This window comes from Pantoea sp. EKM101V (genome assembly GCF_011800325.1).
Lineage (GTDB): Bacteria > Pseudomonadota > Gammaproteobacteria > Enterobacterales > Enterobacteriaceae > Pantoea > Pantoea anthophila.
The window spans coordinates 65,000-83,702 of the sequence record NZ_JAALFP010000004.1; the positions used below are offsets into that span (position 1 = coordinate 65,000).

Annotated in this window: 17 protein-coding genes; 12 read left to right on the plus strand and 5 right to left on the minus strand. The window is 55.3% G+C overall.

Features of this window, described 5'->3' with window-relative positions; all coding sequences use genetic code 11:
* Window positions 1-26: 26 nt before the first annotated feature.
* Window positions 27-1,307 (plus strand): MFS transporter, encoded by a 1,281-nt coding sequence (locus HFD92_RS08350; RefSeq protein ID WP_167428750.1) that lies wholly within the window; start codon window positions 27-29, stop codon window positions 1,305-1,307.
* A 33-nt stretch (window positions 1,308-1,340) separates the two neighbouring features.
* Here the strand turns inward: HFD92_RS08350 and HFD92_RS08355 are convergent, their stop codons facing one another.
* Entirely contained in the window at window positions 1,341-2,237 is an 897-nt protein-coding gene (locus tag HFD92_RS08355; RefSeq protein WP_140029078.1) for a TIGR01777 family oxidoreductase, read from the minus strand.
* 182 nt (window positions 2,238-2,419) lie between these two features.
* Between HFD92_RS08355 and yfcF the strand changes: the two genes are divergently transcribed.
* Both yfcF and yfcD read left to right on the plus strand, forming a co-directional pair.
* Window positions 2,420-3,061 (plus strand): glutathione transferase, encoded by a 642-nt coding sequence (gene yfcF / locus HFD92_RS08360; protein WP_009088994.1) that lies wholly within the window; start codon window positions 2,420-2,422, stop codon window positions 3,059-3,061.
* Between the two features lie 107 nt (window positions 3,062-3,168).
* Window positions 3,169-3,693 carry an NUDIX hydrolase YfcD gene (gene yfcD, locus HFD92_RS08365; protein WP_009088996.1) on the plus strand — a complete coding sequence of 175 codons (525 nt, stop codon included), beginning with the start codon at window positions 3,169-3,171 and terminating at the stop codon, window positions 3,691-3,693.
* Between the two features lie 103 nt (window positions 3,694-3,796).
* On the opposite strand, the gene pta is transcribed toward yfcD, so the two are convergent.
* Together pta and ackA are read right to left on the minus strand one after the other, a co-directional pair.
* Complete coding sequence (pta, locus tag HFD92_RS08370; protein ID WP_033736164.1) at window positions 3,797-5,926, minus strand: phosphate acetyltransferase; 2,130 nt, start codon at window positions 5,924-5,926, stop codon at window positions 3,797-3,799.
* Window positions 5,927-6,011: 85 nt separating this feature from the next.
* Window positions 6,012-7,214 (minus strand): acetate kinase, encoded by a 1,203-nt coding sequence (ackA, locus tag HFD92_RS08375; protein ID WP_058956882.1) that lies wholly within the window; start codon window positions 7,212-7,214, stop codon window positions 6,012-6,014.
* 335 nt (window positions 7,215-7,549) lie between these two features.
* Here ackA and yfbV point away from each other — a divergent pair, with 335 nt between their 5' ends.
* From yfbV to HFD92_RS08390, 3 genes are all read left to right on the plus strand, one after another.
* Window positions 7,550-8,002 carry a terminus macrodomain insulation protein YfbV gene (yfbV, locus tag HFD92_RS08380; protein WP_009089002.1) on the plus strand — a complete coding sequence of 151 codons (453 nt, stop codon included), beginning with the start codon at window positions 7,550-7,552 and terminating at the stop codon, window positions 8,000-8,002.
* 145 nt (window positions 8,003-8,147) lie between these two features.
* Entirely contained in the window at window positions 8,148-8,642 is a 495-nt protein-coding gene (locus tag HFD92_RS08385; protein ID WP_058956883.1) for a YfbU family protein, read from the plus strand.
* A 13-nt stretch (window positions 8,643-8,655) separates the two neighbouring features.
* On the plus strand, window positions 8,656-9,315 hold the full coding sequence (locus HFD92_RS08390) for a sugar phosphatase (RefSeq protein WP_058956893.1): 660 nt from the start codon (window positions 8,656-8,658) through the stop codon (window positions 9,313-9,315).
* A gap of 29 nt (window positions 9,316-9,344) precedes the next feature.
* Here the strand turns inward: HFD92_RS08390 and yfbR are convergent, their stop codons facing one another.
* Complete coding sequence (gene yfbR, locus HFD92_RS08395) at window positions 9,345-9,944, minus strand: 5'-deoxynucleotidase (RefSeq protein ID WP_009089008.1); 600 nt, start codon at window positions 9,942-9,944, stop codon at window positions 9,345-9,347.
* A 69-nt stretch (window positions 9,945-10,013) separates the two neighbouring features.
* Window positions 10,014-11,231: a pyridoxal phosphate-dependent aminotransferase gene (locus HFD92_RS08400; RefSeq protein WP_167428751.1), complete on the minus strand. Its 1,218-nt coding sequence runs from the start codon at window positions 11,229-11,231 to the stop codon at window positions 10,014-10,016.
* A 961-nt stretch (window positions 11,232-12,192) separates the two neighbouring features.
* Here HFD92_RS08400 and lrhA point away from each other — a divergent pair.
* From lrhA to nuoF, 6 genes are all read left to right on the plus strand, one after another.
* On the plus strand, window positions 12,193-13,116 hold the full coding sequence (gene lrhA, locus HFD92_RS08405) for a transcriptional regulator LrhA (protein WP_003854247.1): 924 nt from the start codon (window positions 12,193-12,195) through the stop codon (window positions 13,114-13,116).
* 640 nt (window positions 13,117-13,756) lie between these two features.
* Complete coding sequence (locus HFD92_RS08410; protein ID WP_071987796.1) at window positions 13,757-14,200, plus strand: NADH-quinone oxidoreductase subunit A; 444 nt, start codon at window positions 13,757-13,759, stop codon at window positions 14,198-14,200.
* A 15-nt stretch (window positions 14,201-14,215) separates the two neighbouring features.
* Window positions 14,216-14,893 carry an NADH-quinone oxidoreductase subunit B family protein gene (locus HFD92_RS08415; RefSeq protein WP_009089012.1) on the plus strand — a complete coding sequence of 226 codons (678 nt, stop codon included), beginning with the start codon at window positions 14,216-14,218 and terminating at the stop codon, window positions 14,891-14,893.
* A gap of 113 nt (window positions 14,894-15,006) precedes the next feature.
* Complete coding sequence (gene nuoC, locus HFD92_RS08420) at window positions 15,007-16,806, plus strand: NADH-quinone oxidoreductase subunit C/D (protein WP_009089013.1); 1,800 nt, start codon at window positions 15,007-15,009, stop codon at window positions 16,804-16,806.
* A gap of 2 nt (window positions 16,807-16,808) precedes the next feature.
* Entirely contained in the window at window positions 16,809-17,324 is a 516-nt protein-coding gene (gene nuoE / locus HFD92_RS08425) for an NADH-quinone oxidoreductase subunit NuoE (RefSeq protein WP_009089015.1), read from the plus strand.
* A 2-nt stretch (window positions 17,325-17,326) separates the two neighbouring features.
* Window positions 17,327-18,667, plus strand: coding sequence for an NADH-quinone oxidoreductase subunit NuoF (gene nuoF, locus HFD92_RS08430; RefSeq protein WP_185185199.1), 1,341 nt, complete (start codon window positions 17,327-17,329; stop codon window positions 18,665-18,667).
* Window positions 18,668-18,703 lie beyond the last annotated feature (36 nt).

Genomic DNA, 18,703 nt, shown 5'->3' on the forward strand with positions numbered 1-18,703 from the left:
GACTAACCAAACAGAAGGTGATTGTGATGCAATCGAACGAATACTGGTTTGGCTTACCGAAAAAGATGTTCTGGGGATTTCTCGCTATCGCCATCTTTATGGCGGGTGATGGCTTTGAAATGGCGTTTCTGTCGCGTCATATCACCGACATGGGCTTTTCGCCCGCCCAGTCTGCCGTCGTGTTCACCTTCTATGGCCTGGCAGCCGCGCTGGCAGCCTGGGCATCGGGTGTGGTCGCGGAGCTGATCACGCCGCAGCGCGCGATGATGATTGGCTTTGTGCTGTGGATTGTCATGCATACGCTGTTTATGTCGCTTGGGCTTGGGCTGCGTAACTATCCCCTCATGGTACTGTTCTACGGCATTCGCGGGCTGGCTTATCCGCTGTTTATCTACTCTTTCATGATGATGCTGGTGCAGGTCTTACCGCGCGAGAAACTGGCGGCGGCGACCGGCTGGTTCTGGGCGATGTATTCAATCGGCATTGGCGTGGTGGGCAGCTATCTGCCCAGTCTGACCATTCCGATGCTGGGGGAGACCGGAACGCTGTGGCTGGCCATTATCTGGGTAGCCTGTGGCGGGGTTCTTGCCTGGTTCAGCCTGCGTAACGTGCCGGTAGATCGATCCCGCGTGAATCTGCCGATGCGTGACAAGATGACAGAGATGTCGCGTGCCGTGACCATCCTGTTCACCAATCAGCATGTCTTTTATGCCTGTCTGATTCGCATCATCAACACGCTGTCGCTGTTTGGTTTCGCCATTATCATGCCACTGCTGTTTGTCGACCGTCTCGGCTTTACCATCTCTGAATGGCTGCAAATCTGGGCGGTGTTCTTCTTTGTCACCATCTTTACGAACATCTTCTGGGGCCTCACCGGTGAGAAGCTGGGCTGGATCCGTCAGGTACGCTGGTTTGGTTGCCTGGGAATGGCTATCTCCAGCCTGACCTTCTATTACCTGCCGCTGTATGCAGGACATAATTTCTGGGTGGCATTAATTCCTGCGGTCATGCTGGGGATCTTTGTCGCCGCGTTTGTGCCGATGACCGCCGTCTTTCCGACGCTGGAGCCGCATCACAAAGGGGCAGCGGTCTCGATTTACAATCTCTCCGCGGGACTCAGTAACTTTGTGGCACCGGCTATCGCCTCTGTCATGCTGCCATTCTTCGACATCGTCGGAGTGGTATGGGCCTACACCGCGCTGTATGTGTTCGCTGGCGTGCTGACCTTTATTATCCGCGTGCCACAACCGGGGCACACGCGGGAAGAGAAGGCGATGCAGTCGCGGGTCGCCGGACAGCGAAGCTAGTTACCCCTGCGGCGGCCCTGGGCCGCTGCAGGGTTATCCTGCGACATCCTGCAAGGCTTCCTGCAAATCGTACCAGCGGAAGCCGAAACCAGAGGCTTCCAGCCGCTTCGGCAGCACATGCTGACCGCCCAGCACCAGCACCGACGACTCCCCCATCATTAGCTTAATGGCGCTGGCGGGCGTACGCATAAAGGCCGGACGATGCATCACCCGCCCCAGCGTGGCAGCAAACTGCTCATTGCGCACCGCGTAAGGAGCCACCATGTTGAACGGGCCGTGCAGATCCTCATGATCCAGCAGCCAGAGAATCGCGTTGACCATGTCATCGATATGGATCCACGGCATATACTGTTTGCCACTGCCGATCGGCCCGCCCGCGCCAAACTTAAACGGCAGTTTCATTTTACTGAGTGCGCCGCCTTCACGAGCCAGCACCACGCCGGTGCGTATCAGGCAGACGCGGGTACGTTCACTCGCGGCGCTGAGCGCCAGCTGCTCCCAGCGGGCGCAGAGCTGATGGGTAAACTCATCATGGCCCTCATCCTCTTCAGTCAGCACCAGATCGCCGGTATTGCCATAGAAGCCGGTTGCCGAACCGGAAATCAGGACGGCGGGTGGTGTTGCGCTGGCATTAATCAGTGAGGCAATCTGCTCGGTGATCTGCCAGCGGCTTTCGCAGAGCTGCTGTTTATGGGGCTCTGTCCAGCGTTTATCGGCAATGGGTTCGCCCGCCAGGTTAATCACGGCATCAATGTTATTGAGGTTTGTCTGCTGCGCCAGACCTGACCAGAGCGCCACGCTCTCGCCCAGTTTTTCGCGCGCGCTGACGATATCCCGCGTCACGACACTGATCTGATGCCCCAGCTGTTGCAGCCGTGGAATCAGATGACGCCCAATCAGTCCCGTGCCACCGGTAATAAGAATGTGCATGTTGCGGCTCCCTTTGTGTTTTTGTTATCTGCTCCTTTCAGCATAGAAGAGCGGAGCCACTCTGAAGTGCGTCGCGTCGCGCTTTGTTATTCCGGCGTGAGAGGTCGGAGCAGCTCAGCGTTGCCTTCCCAAAAAAAAGTCGGTAAACATGATGCAACCCTGACAGCCAATCGAGGTAACCGATGAATTATCCGCCCATTGTCCTGTGGTCAGATTCATCATTTTTCAGTCCTTATGCCATGTCTGCCTATGTTGCTCTTACCGAAAAAGGGGTGCCTTTTCAGCTGAAACGCGTCGATTTATCGCAGAATCAGCAATATGCGGAGGCCTATCGGGCGCTGTCACTGACCTGCCGTGTGCCAACGCTGCAGATTGACAGCTTTCTGCTGAGCGAGTCTTCCGCCATCAGCGAATATCTGGAAGAGCGTTTTCCGGCGCCTGAATTTGAGCGGCTCTATCCCCATGACCGCGAGAAGCGCGCCCGCGCCAGAGAGCTTCAGGCCTGGCTGCGCAGTGACTTTATGTGGATCCGCCAGGAGCGCCCGACGGAAGTGCTGTTTGCCGGTGAACGTTTTGCGCCACTGACGGCGTCAGCACAGCAGGCGGTCACTAAACTGATTGCAGCCGTCGAGCGTCTGCTGCCGGAAGGGCAGCAGAACCTGTTTGGCGAATGGTCCATTGCGGATACCGATCTGGCGGTGATGCTCAACCGGCTGGTATTGCATGGCGATCCCTTACCGACACGTTTGCAGCACTATGCTGAATTTCAATGGCAGCGAGCCTCAGTCCAGCTGTGGTTAGCAGAAAGTGGTAAAAATCGATAACTGTCAGGGCTTGCTCAGGCTGACGGAAGTGATTACCTTACGCCACATTAAAATAACAAGTGGCAAACTGCGTGCATCTGGGCACGCCAAACAGGAAAGGGTTACGGATGGTGGATCAAACTGCGGGTGACGGCATCGAGTGGGTCGATATTGTAAGCGAAGAGAATGAAGTCGTTGCTCAGGCGACACGTGCGCAGATGCGCGCTCAGTGCCTGCGTCACCGCGCCACCTATATCGTGGTTCATGACGGTATGGGCAAGATTCTGGTTCAGCGTCGCACGGAAACAAAAGATTTCATGCCGGGCAAACTCGACGCAACGGCGGGTGGCGTGGTACAGAGCGGTGAGGATATGCTGGAGTCTGCGCGTCGTGAAGCTGAAGAGGAACTGGGCATTGCCGCCGTGCCTTTTGCTGAGCATGGCAAATTCTACTTTGAAGATCAGCACTGCCGCGTCTGGGGTGGCCTGTTCAGTTGCGTGTCCCACGGGCCTTTCGCGATGCAGGAGTCCGAAGTCGATGAGATTTTCTGGATGACGCCCGACGAGATCACCGCCCGCTGCGATGAGTTTACTGACGATTCGCTGAAAGCGCTGTCGCTGTGGATGAGTCGTAACGGCGATAGCCGCGACTGAGACGCTTCCGGCGCCTTGCCTCAACGGGCAGCGCCGAATCTTACGTTTGCAGATCAAAAAAAGGCATGCCCCGGGGCATGCCTTTTCTGTTCTCACCTGGCGCTTAGCCTTCAGCCTGCTGCGACTGAATGGCGGTCAGCGCGATGGTGTAGACGATGTCGTCGACCAGCGCGCCGCGCGACAGGTCATTGACCGGCTTACGCATCCCCTGCAGCATCGGCCCGATCGAGATCAGATCGGCGGAACGCTGAACCGCTTTGTAGGTGGTGTTACCGGTGTTGAGATCCGGGAAGATAAACACGGTGGCGCGACCCGCAACCTGTGAGTTGGGCGCTTTTGATTTTGCCACATCTTCCATGATGGCGGCGTCATACTGCAGCGGACCATCGATCACCAGATCAGGACGTTTTTCCTGCGCAATCCGTGTGGCTTCACGCACTTTTTCCACGTCGCTACCTGCACCGGAGGTGCCGGTGGAGTAGGAGATCATCGCCACACGCGGGTCGATACCAAAGGCTTTGGCAGAATCAGCGGACTGAATCGCGATTTCGGCCAGCTGCTCAGCGGTAGGGTCCGGGTTAATCGCGCAGTCACCGTAAACCAGCACCTGCTCAGGCAGCAGCATAAAGAACACCGATGAAACCAGTGAGCTGTTCGGCGCGGTTTTGATCAGCTGCAGTGGCGGACGAATGGTGTTGGCGGTGGTATGAACCGCACCGGATACCAGACCATCCACTTCACCGCTCTCCAGCATCATGGTGCCCAGCACCACGTTATCTTCCAGCTGCTCCTGCGCGACAACTTCGGTCATACCTTTATTCTTGCGCAGCTCAACCAGGCGCGGCACATAGTTTTCACGAACCTGTTCCGGGTCAACGATCTCAACCCCTTTGCCCAGCTCAACCCCCTGAGCCGCCGCAACACGCTGGATCTCATCCGGGTTGCCTAACAGCACGCAGGTGGCGATACCGCGTTCAGCACAGATAGCGGCCGCTTTAACGGTGCGCGGCTCATCGCCCTCTGGCAGAACGACGCGTTTGCCCGCTTTACGCGCCAGCTCGGTCAGCTGATAGCGGAAGGCCGGTGGCGACAGGCGACGGCTGCGTTCTGACGTGGCGGTCAGCGACTCAATCCAGTCAGCGTTGATGTAGCTGGCAACATACTCCTGCACTTTCTCAATGCGCTGGGTGTCGTCAGCCGGGACTTCAAGGTTGAAGCTCTGCAGGCTCAGGGAGGTCTGCCAGGTGTTGGTTTTCACCATAAATACCGGCAGGCCGGTCTGGAAGGCGCGGTCGCAAAGACGGGCGATGCGATCGTCAATCTCGTAGTTTCCGGTCAGCAGGATAGCGCCGATTTCGATGCCGTTCATGGCGGCCAGGCAGGCGGCGACCAGCACATCCGGGCGGTCTGCGGAGGTGACCAGCAGAGAGCCAGGACGGAAATGTTCCAGCATGTGCGGGATACTGCGGGCGCAGAAGGTTACCGATTTCACCCGGCGGGTCTGAATCTCACCTTCGTTGATGATGCGCGCACCCAGGTGGCGGCACATGTCGATCGCGCGGGTCGCAATCAGATCAAAGCTCCACGGCACGCAGCCCAGAACCGGCAGCGGGCTGTCTGAGAAGAGCTGCTTAGGATCGATATTGGCGATGCTGGCTTTCGACGAATCATCGAAGATCTCTGACAGGTCAGGGCGGGTACGTCCCTGATCGTCAACCGGCGCGTTCAGTTTATTGATGATCACGCCCGTGATGTTTTTATTCTTCTGACCGCCGAAGCTGCTCTGTGTCAGCTCAATGCGCTCTTTCAGCTGGGCCGGTGAGTCATTACCCAGCGCCATCACAAAGACGATCTCGGCATTCAGCGTTTTGGCAATTTCATAGTTCAGTGCGTTGGCGAACTGATGCTTACGGGTCGGCACCAGACCTTCAACCAGCACCACTTCCGCATCCTGCGTGTTGGCGTGATAGCGGGAAATGATCTCCTCCATCAGCACATCCTGCTGGTTCGATCCCAGCAGTGATTCCACACGTGACATCTGCAGCGGTTCGGCCGCAGGAATCGAGGAGTTCTTGCGAATGATGGTGGTGGTTTGATCCGGGGTATCGCCACCGGCACGCGGCTGCGCAATCGGCTTAAAGACGCTGAGGCGGACGCCTTTGCGCTCCATGGCGCGGATAACGCCGAGGCTGACGCTGGTCAGGCCGACGCTGGTGCCGGTCGGAATGAGCATAATTGTACGTGACACGTTTGAACCTCTCAGTAATGGCAGGGTGTCAAAAACAACTCCGTCAGCCTGAGCTGACGGAGAGAAGGGGTTATGCAGTCAGACGCGCGGCGTCCTGGGCGATGACCAGCTCTTCGTTGGTCGGAATCACCAGGGCCGGACGGGTGCCTTCTTTATTGATGTAGCCAGATTTACCGAAGCGCGCTGCAAGGTTGCGATCATGATCAACCTCAAAGCCCAGCAGCGCCAGTTTTTTCAGTGAAAGTTCACGCACCATCGCCGCGTTCTCACCGATGCCGCCAGTAAAGACCACGGCATCAAGACGACCGTCCATCAGCGCCGTGTAGCTGCCGATATATTTCGCCAGGCGGTGGCAGAACACATCCATCGCACGTTTCGCATCTTCTTTCGTCGCGTAGTTATCTTCCACGTAGCGGCAGTCGCTGGTGACTTCGGTCAGACCTAACAGGCCTGACTCTTTGGTCAGCAGTTTATTGATGGCGTCAACGCTCATGCCCAGGGTGTCGTGCAGGAAGAAAACAATCGCCGGGTCGATGTCGCCACTGCGGGTGCCCATCACCAGCCCTTCCAGTGGCGTCAGCCCCATGGAGGTATCGACGCACTCGCCATTACGGATGGCAGAGACAGAACCGCCGTTACCAAGATGGCAGGTGATGATGTTCAGTGATTCAAGCGGTTTATTGAGCATTCTGGCCGCTTCGTGTGTCACATAGAAGTGGCTGGTGCCATGCGCGCCGTAGCGACGCACGCCGTGCTCTTTATACAATTTGTAGGGCAGGGCGTAGAGGTAAGACTCTTCCGGCATTGTCTGATGGAAAGCGGTGTCGAATACTGCGACATTCTTATCTGACAGGTGCGGGAAGTTCTTCATCGCTTCATCAATCCCGATCAGATGAGCCGGGTTATGCAGCGGGGCAAAGGAGGAGGCGTCTTTGATGCCCTGAATCACTTCTTCAGAGATGATAACGGACTGAGTCAGCTTTTCGCCGCCATGAACAATACGATGACCGATTGCAGCAATTTGTGCCGAAAGCTCTGGTTTTTGTGCCAGAATGGATTTAACGATGAAGTTCAGCGCTTCGCTATGCGCTGCACCGGCACCGAGAGGCGCTTCCTGTTTTTCGCCGTCCAGTTTCCATTTAATGCGTGCTTCTGGAAGGTGGAAACATTCTGCCAGGCCCGACAGGAACTCTTCGCCGCTGGCAGGGTTGAGGATGGCAAACTTAAGGGAAGAGCTGCCACAGTTCAGAACCAGAACTAACTTACTCGACATGGAAGTACCTATTTTTTGAGAGTGGCTAAATAAAACGCAATCAGACTAACAGCGTAGCCCATGAAAGCTGGTAGATTAATGACAAACATCATGCGGTAGATAGAAATCTGCATTTCCGCAAAAAATTTCGGTAATCTTACGCAAAAATTTGAAGATCGCCTTGTCGAAACATGGCTCAAGCCTCTTCCCAACGGCATCCCGCGCCCGGAAAGGTGTTGAAACGGCGTCAGAATAGCTGGAGTCATCTTTAAAGACAAAAAAAATTGAAGGATGTCACGTAAAGTTGTGTGGTTATAACTTTTTTTTAATGCTTGCAGGATTAGTTGAGGTGAGCCATGGCGAATGAATCTGGCAGTACCAATTGGTTTCAGATGTTTCAGCGCGGTCAGCACTACATGAAGACCTGGCCTGCTGATAAGCGCCTGGCCCCCGTGTTTCCGGAAAACCGTGTTTCATCCGTGACGCGCTTTGCCATTCGCTTTATGCCTCCCCTGGCGATTTTTACCCTGACCTGGCAGATCGCGATGGGTGGCCAGCTTGGCCCGGCCGTGGCGACGGCGCTGTTTGCCTGCAGCCTGCCGATGCAGGGGTTATGGTGGCTCGGTAAGCGTTCTGTTACGCCGCTGCCGCCGACGCTGCTGAGCTGGTTTCATGAAGTTCGCGCCCGCCTGGAAGAGGCGGGGCAGGCTATCGCGCCGGTAGAAGGCAAACCGACCTATCAGGCGCTGGCCGACCTGCTGAAACGCGCGTTTAAACAGCTTGACCGCACGTTCCTCGACGATCTCTGATCCTCTTCAGGCGGGCGGTAATTTAATTACCGCTAACCCGCAACCAAATCAAAGAAAGGCGATACGGCGATTTCCGTATCGCTAACGCTATGTAATCATTTCCTCCTTGTCGATTAACTGAGCGGTCGCCGACCGGGAGCGAATGATGGAAATGACCCATGCACAGCGTTTAATTCTTACCAACCAGTACAAAATCATGGCGATGCTGGAGCCGGAAAATGCTGAACGTTTTCGCCGTTACCAGACCATCGTTGAGCGCGGTTATGCACTGCAGATGCGGGAGCTGGATAAAGAGTTCGGCGAACTCAGCGAAGCAACCTGCCGGACGGTGATCGACATTATGGAAATGCATCACGCGCTGCACGTCTCCTGGTCAAACCTGAAAGAGAAAAATCAGACGGATGAGCGCCGTCTCGCTTTTCTCGGTTTTGATGCCGCGACAGAAGCCCGCCTGCTGGGATATGTGCGCTTCATGGTCAACACGGAAGGGCGCTACACCCACTTCGATTCCGGCACCCATGGCTTTAACGCGCAGACCCCGATGTGGGAAAAGTATCAACGCATGCTGGCTTTATGGCAGACTTGTCCGCGCCAGTACCATTTGAGTGCCAACGAGATTGCACAGGTTATTAATGCATGATGAGGAGAAGCGCGTGACCTACAGAGGTTTTCTTTTTGATTTGGACGGCACGCTGGTCGATTCGCTGCCCGCCGTAGAACGCGCCTGGAGCCAGTGGGGTGCGCGTCATGGTATTGCCGCCGATGAGATCCTCGATTTCATTCATGGCAAGCAGGCCATTACTTCTCTGCGTCATTTTATGGCAGGCCAGCCGGAAGAGGCGATTCAGGCGGAGTTTGTGGCGCTGGAGCAGGCGGAAGCGGCGGACACCGACGGTGTGCAGGCGCTGCCGGGTGCCAGAGCGCTGCTGGAAAGGCTGAACGCGCTGCAGATCCCCTGGGCCATTGTCACCTCCGGTTCGGTGCCGGTTGCGCATGCCCGACATAAAGCCGCAGGCTTGCCGAAACCTGCGGTGTTTATTACTGCGGAGCAGGTGGCAAAAGGTAAACCGGAACCCGATCCCTATCTGCTCGGGGCGGAGAAACTGGGTTTAGACGCCGCAGCCTGTGTGGTGGCAGAGGATGCCCCCGCCGGCATCGTATCCGGACTGAACGCAGGCTGCGCGGTGATCGCCATCAATGCTCCGGCGGACACCCCCCGGCTGGATGAGGTGGCGCTTCGCCTTAGCTCACTGGCATCACTGGTCGTGACCCGGGAAGCTGACGGCAGTTTTACCTTTAGCCAGCAGGCGTAAGGAAGGAGCCGGCGGTCACGCCGCCGGACTCAGAGTGGCGTATCCTGCGAGATTTCATCCAGCGACAGGCTGAAGCTCGGAATAAAGACCTCAACGAAATAATCCATCTCAGGCGAACGCCGTTGCGCCAGCGTTGTCTCCAGTCGCGCTTTCGCCAGTAAAAACTCATTGTTCCCGGCAGAGAGTTCCTCAAGACACTTAACATAGGCGCAGAGCGCATCGGCCTGCTTGACGACGGCCTGCTCCTCTTCACTGTGCAGGTGCTCATCGATTAACGGGCGATAGATCGCCTGAAACTCTTCCGGCAACATCTCAATCAGCTTCTGCTGCGCAATTTTCTCGATTTTTTTATATTCATGCGCGATCTGCGCGTTGTAATACTTGACCGGTGTGGGCAGGTCGCCGGTCAGCACTTCGCTGGCATCGTGATAGAGCGCCAGCATGGCGATGCGATCGGCATTCAGCGATCCGCCGAACTTAAGGTTTTTGATCACGGCCAGGGCGTGCGCCACCATGGCAACCTGCAGGCTGTGTTCAGACACGTTTTCGGTGCGCACGTTGCGCATCAGCGGCCAGCGGTTGATCAGCTTGAGACGGGAGAGATGGGCGAAGAAGTGACTTTGAGTCATGCGCGTTCCTGTTAGCCGGCAGGGGAGAGACAGGCTCTCCCCAAATAGCTTCAGTATACGCGGGCGGGATTACTGACGATAGCCTTGCAGGAAACGGCCAAATTTATTGATGGCCATTTCCAGATCGTCCACGCGCGGCAGCGTGACGATGCGCAGGTGATCGGGCGAGGGCCAGTTAAATGCGCTGCCCTGAACCAGCAGGACTTTCTCCTGCAGCAGGAAATCCAGCACCATCTTCTGATCGTCGAAGATGTTGAATTTTTTAGCATCGATTTTCGGAAACATATAGAGCGCGCCCTGTGGCTTCACACAGCTGACGCCCGGAATATCGTTAATCAGTTCCCAGGCGCGCTGACGCTGCTCGTAGAGACGTCCGCCAGGCATGATAAATTCGCTGATGCTCTGGTAACCGCCCAGTGCCGTCTGAATCGCATGCTGGGCCGGCACGTTGGCACAGAGACGCATAGACGCGAGCATCTCCAGCCCTTCGATGTAGCCTTTAGCATGTTTCTTCGGCCCGTTCAGCACCATCCAGCCCTGACGGAAACCGGCCACGCGATAGGTTTTAGAGAGGCCGTTAAAGGTCACGGTCAGCAGATCCGGTGCCAGCGCGGCGATGCTGTGATGCTGTGCCTCATCATAGAGGATCTTGTCGTAGATCTCGTCGGCAAAAACGATCAGGTTATGCTGACGGGCAATCTCAACCACTTCCAGCAGCAGCTCTTTGCTGTAGACCGCGCCGGTCGGGTTATTCGGGTTGATAATGACGATGCCGCGGGTGCGGGGCGTAATCTTGCTGCGGATGTCATCCAGGTCGGGGAACCAGCCTGCGGACTCATCACAAAGATAGTGCACCGCTTTCCCGCTGGAGAGGGAGACGGCCGCCGTCCATAACGGATAGTCGGGAGCCGGAACCAGCATTTCGTCACCGCTGTTCAGTAACGCCTGCATCGCCTGCACGATCAGTTCTGACACACCGTTGCCAATGTAGATATCTTCTACCGTGACGTCGCGCATGTCGCGCGCCTGGTAGTGCTGCATGATCGCTTTACGGGCAGAGTAGAGGCCCTTGGAGTCGCAATAGCCCTGGGCGCTGGGAAGATTACGAATCACATCGACCAGAATCTCGTCCGGCGCTTCAAAGCCGAAAGGCGCCGGGTTGCCGATGTTCAGCTTAAGAACTTTGTTGCCTTCTTCTTCGAGGCGTTTTGCCTCTTTCAGTACCGGGCCACGGATGTCGTAACAGACATTGTCGAGTTTCCCGGATTTATCAATTTGAAAAGTCATTGTTACCGCCTTAATGGGCAGAATCCTTTTGGCTGCCACAGAAATCAAACCAGCACAATGTACTCTCCTCAGGATAACAAAAGAAGGGTGCCGTCCGGTTTTGGCGGGTTCAACACCTTTTTGCCCGGCGCATAGCGTAAAAATTATTTACCACGGCTTTAGCTGGTCAATAAAACCATAAATAAGGTTAAGGTCAGGTTTTTAATCTGATGAATAGCGTGGCAGGGGCGGGGCTGCGGTGCGCGTTTTCTCAAAGCGGACCGTAAATAATCTGAAGCGGTCATTTTTCCGCCGCGGAAATATATCCCAGGAGAAATAGTTAAAGGATATTTTATGAATGCTCATTTTGTGGACGATTTTGCGGCCTCGTTAATACTTACGCCTTAACGCTGCTTAAGAGTATCCGGTTTAAGGTGTTGTGATCGCCGGAAAAGGTCCAAAAGCAGAGGGTAAAAGAGGCATCAGATTGAACTATTGTGGGCAGCAGTTAACAGTTTCTCACTAAATTTCAGAGCGATGAAGGCTTAAAAAGTGATCAATAATGTGGCATAAGGGTCTGGAAATGCCTTTGCCGCAAAATTTACAGCGCTTTTCACAAAATCATTTCCATTTTGAAGTCAAAAATGATTAAGTATAATTTATTATTTAATGCACTTTACCGCTTTGTCCCGCCAGCCCGTAAAGTGTGAATTTCGTCCTGTCCGGTTCTTTTCGGCAGGATCACGATTATGACGCAGCTTCCTGCATTCGCGCCCCCCGCGCTTTCGGTTCAGACGTGGTCTTTTTCACGACAGCGTATGACCCATCAGGTGAGTGAGCCGTGCGGAATCCGCACAAGAGATTTTTTGTGCCAGTCTTCACACAGGACTGTCATTAAGCACCATTACTGCTTATCACTTTGATAAGCTTGTAATAACACCAGGGTAGTAGTTCGTAAAATCTTATAAGTGAAGAAAAAAACATGACTAATGCAAATCGTCCGATACTGAATCTCGACCTCGATCTGCTGAGAACTTTCGTTGCCGTTGCGGATTTGAATACCTTTGCAGCCGCCGCTGCAGCGGTCTGCAGAACCCAGTCAGCAGTCAGTCAGCAGATGCAACGTCTGGAACAATTGGTAGGTAAAGAGCTGTTTGCCAGACATGGACGTAACAAACTGTTAACAGAGCATGGAATTCAGCTTCTGGGCTATGCCAGAAAAATTCTGCGTTTTAATGACGAAGCCTGCACCTCACTGATGTATAGCAACATTCAGGGCGTACTGACTATCGGTGCCTCTGATGACACCTCAGACACGATCCTGCCATTCCTGCTGAACCGTGTGACCTCGGTGTATCCGAAGCTGGCTATCGATGTGCGGGTTAAACGTAATCCTTTCATGATGGAAATGCTCAACCAGGGTGAAGTGGACCTGGTTGTGACGACCTCCAGCCCGGGTAATTTCACCTATCAGGTGCTGCGGACATCACCGACTTTATGGTACTGCGCTGCGGATTATATCTTCCAGCGTGGTGAAGCCATTCCACTGGTGCTGCTGGATGAGCCAAGTCCTTATCGTGATATGGCCATCGACCATCTTAACGAAGCCGGTATTCCGTGGCGGATCTCCTACGTCGCTTCAACCCTGGCTGCCGTACGCGCCGCGGTAAAAGCGGGTCTGGGTGTGACAGCCCGTCCGGTTGAAATGATGAGCCCGGAACTGCGCGTGATGGGTGCGGCGGAAGGGCTGCCGGTGCTGCCGGATACGCAATACCTGCTGTGCCGCAATCCGGATAGCGATAACGAACTGGCACTGGCGATCTTCAATGCCATGCAGTCCACCAACGATCCCTACAATCTGAGCAATAATCCCGACGGTGCATTGTTGCTGGATGACGAAGAGTAGTTTCGCTTACGTATTGCACTCCATACCAGCGTGACTGTCTTAATAAACGCTTATAAATCGCCTCTCGATTTCCTGACCGGACGAGAGGCTTTTTTTTGTCTGATGCACCTCAGACGCCTCTCAGCACACGTCCTGTCCCGCTGATTCACGTCCTTTTCGGCCTCACACCGCTCTCTACTGAAACCTGCCAGTCATAAACCCGCTATTTTGTTCCATGATGTCTCATTTGAGGTGGATAAAATTGCGGCAAAAAGGGCAAAACTGTGTTCCTGATCAAGAAAATACCCCTGGTAAGGGGAAGGAAAACAGCGTGAGACCTGTCAAAATATGATTGTTAAATGCACGATCCATGCGTGTGAATACCCGCTACACTAAAATTAACCCTACAGACTGAAGCGATTTAGCTGGAAAGCGGGGCATCATTTGTTAATAATATGATGCAGGTGTGAAATAATGTTTGGATACTTTTGTCAAAGTTGACAAAAGGTTATAGAAAGGAGTAAAAAACCCCATAAAATTGCTGCTTATTGACAAATAACAGCGACGTTTGAAAGGTTTTTACCCTTCCCTTGAATCGATGTGGTCAGTTTGCTGCGGGAAACGCGTGCAGGATGCCAGCGCCACTTTTGATGAGTAAGCAATGAGTATGTCAACTACCACCGAAATCATCGCTCAGCACTGGGCGTTTATCGTATTTATCGTTATTGCCTTTGGCCTGTGTGCTTTCATGCTGACCGGAGGATGGCTGCTCGGCGGCAAAGCACGCGCCCGCTACAAAGACACGCCATTCGAATCGGGCATCGAATCCGTTGGTGATACCCATATCCGCCTCTCGGCGAAATTTTATCTGGTTGCGATGTTTTTCGTCATTTTCGACGTCGAAGCCCTCTTTTTATACGCATGGGCGACCTCAATCCGTGAAAGCGGATGGATCGGCTTTGCGGAAGCCGCAATTTTCATTTTGGTGCTCCTGGCGGGGCTGGTCTATCTGGTGCGCATCGGCGCGCTGGACTGGGCGCCTGCCCGCCGTCGCGTAGTGGTGAAAACCACTACGGTCAGCCACACCAAACCTCACAAGCAGTAAAAGAGAGGCAATAAGATGGACTATACGCTCACCCGCATAGACCCGAACGGTGGTGAGAACGACCGTTATCCTCTGCAAAAGCAGGAAATCGTCAGCGATCCGCTGGAGCAGCACGTTCATCGCAGCGTCTACATGGGCAAACTCGAAAATGCCCTGCATGACATGGTGAACTGGGGACGTAAAAACTCCCTCTGGCCCTACAACTTTGGTCTCTCCTGCTGTTATGTAGAGATGACAACGTCGTTCACGGCCGTGCACGACGTGGCCCGTTTCGGCGCGGAGGTTATGCGTGCCTCGCCACGTCAGGCTGACTTTATGGTCATTGCCGGTACCCCCTTCACCAAAATGGCCCCGGTCATTCAGCGTTTGTACGATCAAATGCTGGAGCCAAAATGGGTCATTTCGATGGGTGCCTGCGCCAACTCCGGCGGCATGTATGACATCTATTCCGTCGTGCAGGGCGTGGATAAGTTCCTGCCGGTTGATGTGTACATTCCTGGCTGCCCGCCTCGTCCTGAAGCCTATATGCAGGCACTGCTGCTGTTGCAGGAGTCGATCGGTAAAGAGCGCCGTCCTCTCTCATGGGTTGTCGGCGATCAGGGCGTTTATCGCGCCAACATGCAATCCGAGCGGGAAAGAAAGCGCGGCGAGCGCATCGCCGTCACTAACCTGCGCAGCCCGGACGAAGTCTAAAACCGTACGGATGGAAAATCGCGCCTGCAGCAGAACATCACAATTTAATGCATGGCCCCATCCTGACGCCTTCATTTGAGTGCCTGAGATCAGGCCGGAATGGTGAGTAACGTATGACAGATTTGACCACGCAAGATCTCGCTCAGCCGCTATGGCAAACCCGTGATCACCTGGACGATCCGGTGATCGGCGAGTTGCGTAACCGTTTTGGGCCGGACGCCTTCACTGTTCAGCCTACCCGTACCGGTATTCCGGTTGTCTGGGTAAAGCGTGAACAGATACTGGAAATTACCGAGTTCCTGCGTAAATTGCCGAAGCCTTACGTCATGCTGTATGACCTGCATGGTGTGGATGAGCGTTTACGTACCCACCGTGCAGGCCTGCCTGCTGCGGATTTCTCCGTTTTCTACCACCTGCTGTCGATTGAACGCAATCGTGACATCATGCTCAAGGTGGCCTTATCTGAAAACGATATGCATCTGCCGACGCTTACCCGGCTTTTCCCGAATGCCAACTGGTATGAGCGTGAAACCTGGGAGATGTTTGGCGTCACCTTTGATGGGCACCCGCATCTGACGCGCATCATGATGCCACCCACGTGGGAAGGCCATCCGCTGCGCAAAGATTATCCGGCGCGTGCCACGGAGTTCGATCCTTTCACGCTGACGAAGCAGAAAGAAGATTTAGAGATGGAGGCGCTGACCTTTAAGCCTGAAGACTGGGGCATGAAGCGCAGCACCACCAACGAAGATTTTATGTTCCTCAACCTCGGGCCTAACCACCCGTCAGCGCACGGTGCGTTCCGCATCATCCTGCAGCTGGATGGCGAGGAGATTGTCGACTGCGTACCGGACATCGGCTATCACCATCGTGGTGCCGAAAAGATGGGCGAGCGTCAGTCCTGGCACAGCTACATTCCCTACACTGACCGTATCGAATACCTGGGCGGCTGCGTCAATGAAATGCCGTATGTGCTGGCCGTTGAGAAACTGGCCGGGATCGTGGTGCCCGATCGCGTAAACGTGATCCGCGTGATGCTCTCTGAGCTGTTCCGCATCAACAGTCATCTTCTCTATATCTCGACCTTTATTCAGGACGTCGGTGCAATGACACCGGTGTTCTTCGCCTTTACCGATCGCCAGAAAATTTATGACGTGGTTGAAGCCATTACCGGCTTCCGTATGCACCCGGCCTGGTTCCGCATCGGCGGGGTTGCCCACGATCTGCCGCGCGGCTGGGAACGTCTGCTGCGTGACTTCCTGGACTGGATGCCGAAGCGCCTGAAGGAGTATGACAAAGCCGCACTGCGCAACAGCGTGCTGGTTGGCCGTTCCAAAGGCGTGGCCGCTTACAACATGGAAGAGGCGCTGGCGTGGGGCACCACCGGTGCCGGTCTGCGTGCCACCGGTCTCGACTTTGATGTGCGCAAATGGCGTCCTTACTCTGGCTACGAAAACTTCGATTTTGAGATCCCGGTCGGCTCCGGCGTCAGCGATGCTTACAGCCGTGTCCAGCTGAAGATGGAAGAGATGTGGCAGTCGCTGCGCATCCTTGAGCAGTGCCTCAACAACATGCCAGAGGGACCGTTCAAAGCGGATCACCCGCTGACCACGCCGCCACCGAAAGAGCGCACGCTGCAGCACATCGAAACGCTGATCACACACTTCCTGCAGGTGTCGTGGGGGCCGGTGATGCCAGCCAATGAATCTTTCCAGATGATTGAAGCGACGAAAGGGATCAACAGCTACTACCTGACCAGCGACGGCAGCACCATGAGCTACCGCACCCGTGTGCGTACGCCGAGCTTCCCGCATCTGCAGCAGATTCCTTCGGTAATCCGTGGCAGCCTGGTATCCGACCTGATCGTTTACCTGGGCAGTATCGATTTTGTTATGTCAGACGTGGACCGCTAATTATGCACGATCAACACATTGCCATTAAAACGATCGACCCTGATGAGGTCTTCGTGCTGAGCGCGGAAGAGCATCACGCCATTGAGCACGAAAAACACCACTATGAAGATGCGCGTGCAGCCTCCATTGAAGCGCTGAAGATCGTGCAGAAACAGCGTGGCTGGGTACCGGATGGTGCCATCAACGCGATCGCCGACGTCCTCGGGATTCCGGCGAGTGATGTTGAGGGTGTGGCGACATTCTACAGCCAGATCTTCCGTCAGCCGGTGGGGCGTCATGTGATCCGTTACTGCGACAGCGTGGTCTGTCACATCACCGGCTATCAGGGCATCCAGGCCGCACTGGAGCAGCAGCTGAATATCAAACCGGGCCAGACCACGGCTGATGGCCGCTTTACGCTGCTGCCGACCTGCTGCCTGGGGAACTGCGATAAAGGGCCGACCATGATGGTGGATGAAGATACCCATGTTCATCTGACGCCGGAAGGCATTCCCTCTTTGCTGGAGCAGTATCAATGACAATCAAACAGATCATTCGTACTGCTGAAACTCACCCGCTGACCTGGCGGATGCGCGACGACAAGCAGCCGGTCTGGCTGGACGAATACCGCAGTAAAAACGGCTATGCCGGTGCGGAAAAAGCGCTGAAAACCATGTCGCAGGATGAGATCGTCGCGGCAGTCAAAGATTCCGGCCTGAAAGGGCGCGGCGGTGCAGGCTTCTCGACCGGGCTGAAGTGGAGCCTGATGCCGAAAGATGAGTCGATGAACATCCGTTACCTGCTGTGTAACGCCGATGAGATGGAGCCGGGCACCTATAAAGACCGCCTGCTGATGGAGCAGATGCCGCACCAGCTGGTCGAGGGGATGCTGATCAGCGCCTTCGCTCTCAAGGCTTACCGTGGCTATATCTTCCTGCGTGGTGAATATATTGAAGCAGCGGTGCATCTGCGCCGCGCGATTGCCGAAGCGACCGAAGCGGGCTTTCTCGGCAAAAATATTCTTGGCACCGGCTTCGACTTTGAGTTGATCGTCCACACCGGCGCAGGACGTTATATCTGCGGCGAAGAGACGGCGCTGATTAACTCCCTGGAAGGTCGCCGTGCTAACCCGCGTTCCAAACCGCCCTTCCCGGCGAGTGCCGGTGCGTGGGGCAAGCCGACCTGCGTGAACAACGTGGAAACCCTCTCTAACGTCCCGGCGATCCTGGCCAACGGCGTGGAGTGGTACAAGAACATCTCAAAAAGTGAAGATGCCGGTACCAAAATGATGGGCTTCTCCGGGCGGGTTAAAAATCCTGGCGTCTGGGAACTGCCATTTGGCATTACCGCGCGTGAAATCCTTGAAGATTACGCGGGCGGCATGCGCGACGGACTGAAGTTCAAAGCCTGGCAGCCCGGTGGCGCAGGCACCGACTTCCTGACAGACCAGCATCTGGATCTGCCGATGGAATTTGCCAGCATCGGTAAAGCAGGCAGCCGACTGGGCACCGCCCTGGCGATGGCCGTCGACCACGAAATCAATATGGTCTCGCTGGTTCGTAACCTGGAAGAGTTCTTTGCCCGTGAGTCGTGCGGCTGGTGTACGCCGTGCCGTGACGGTCTGCCGTGGAGCGTAAAAATTCTGCGCGCGCTGGAGCAGAAGCAGGGGCAGCCAGGGGATATCGAAACCCTGCTGCAACTCTGCCGTCAGCTCGGTCCGGGTAAAACCTTCTGTGCGCATGCCCCGGGCGCGGTCGAGCCGCTGCAGAGTGCGATTAAATATTTCCGTGAAGAGTTTGAAGCCGGCATGGCGCCGCAGGTCTTTGGCAATACCCGCTCTATTGGCGGGATCCAGCCAAACCTGCTGAAAGCGCGCTGGTAATTCGCCGCCGCACACGGAACAGGCCTGGTGCCGCCG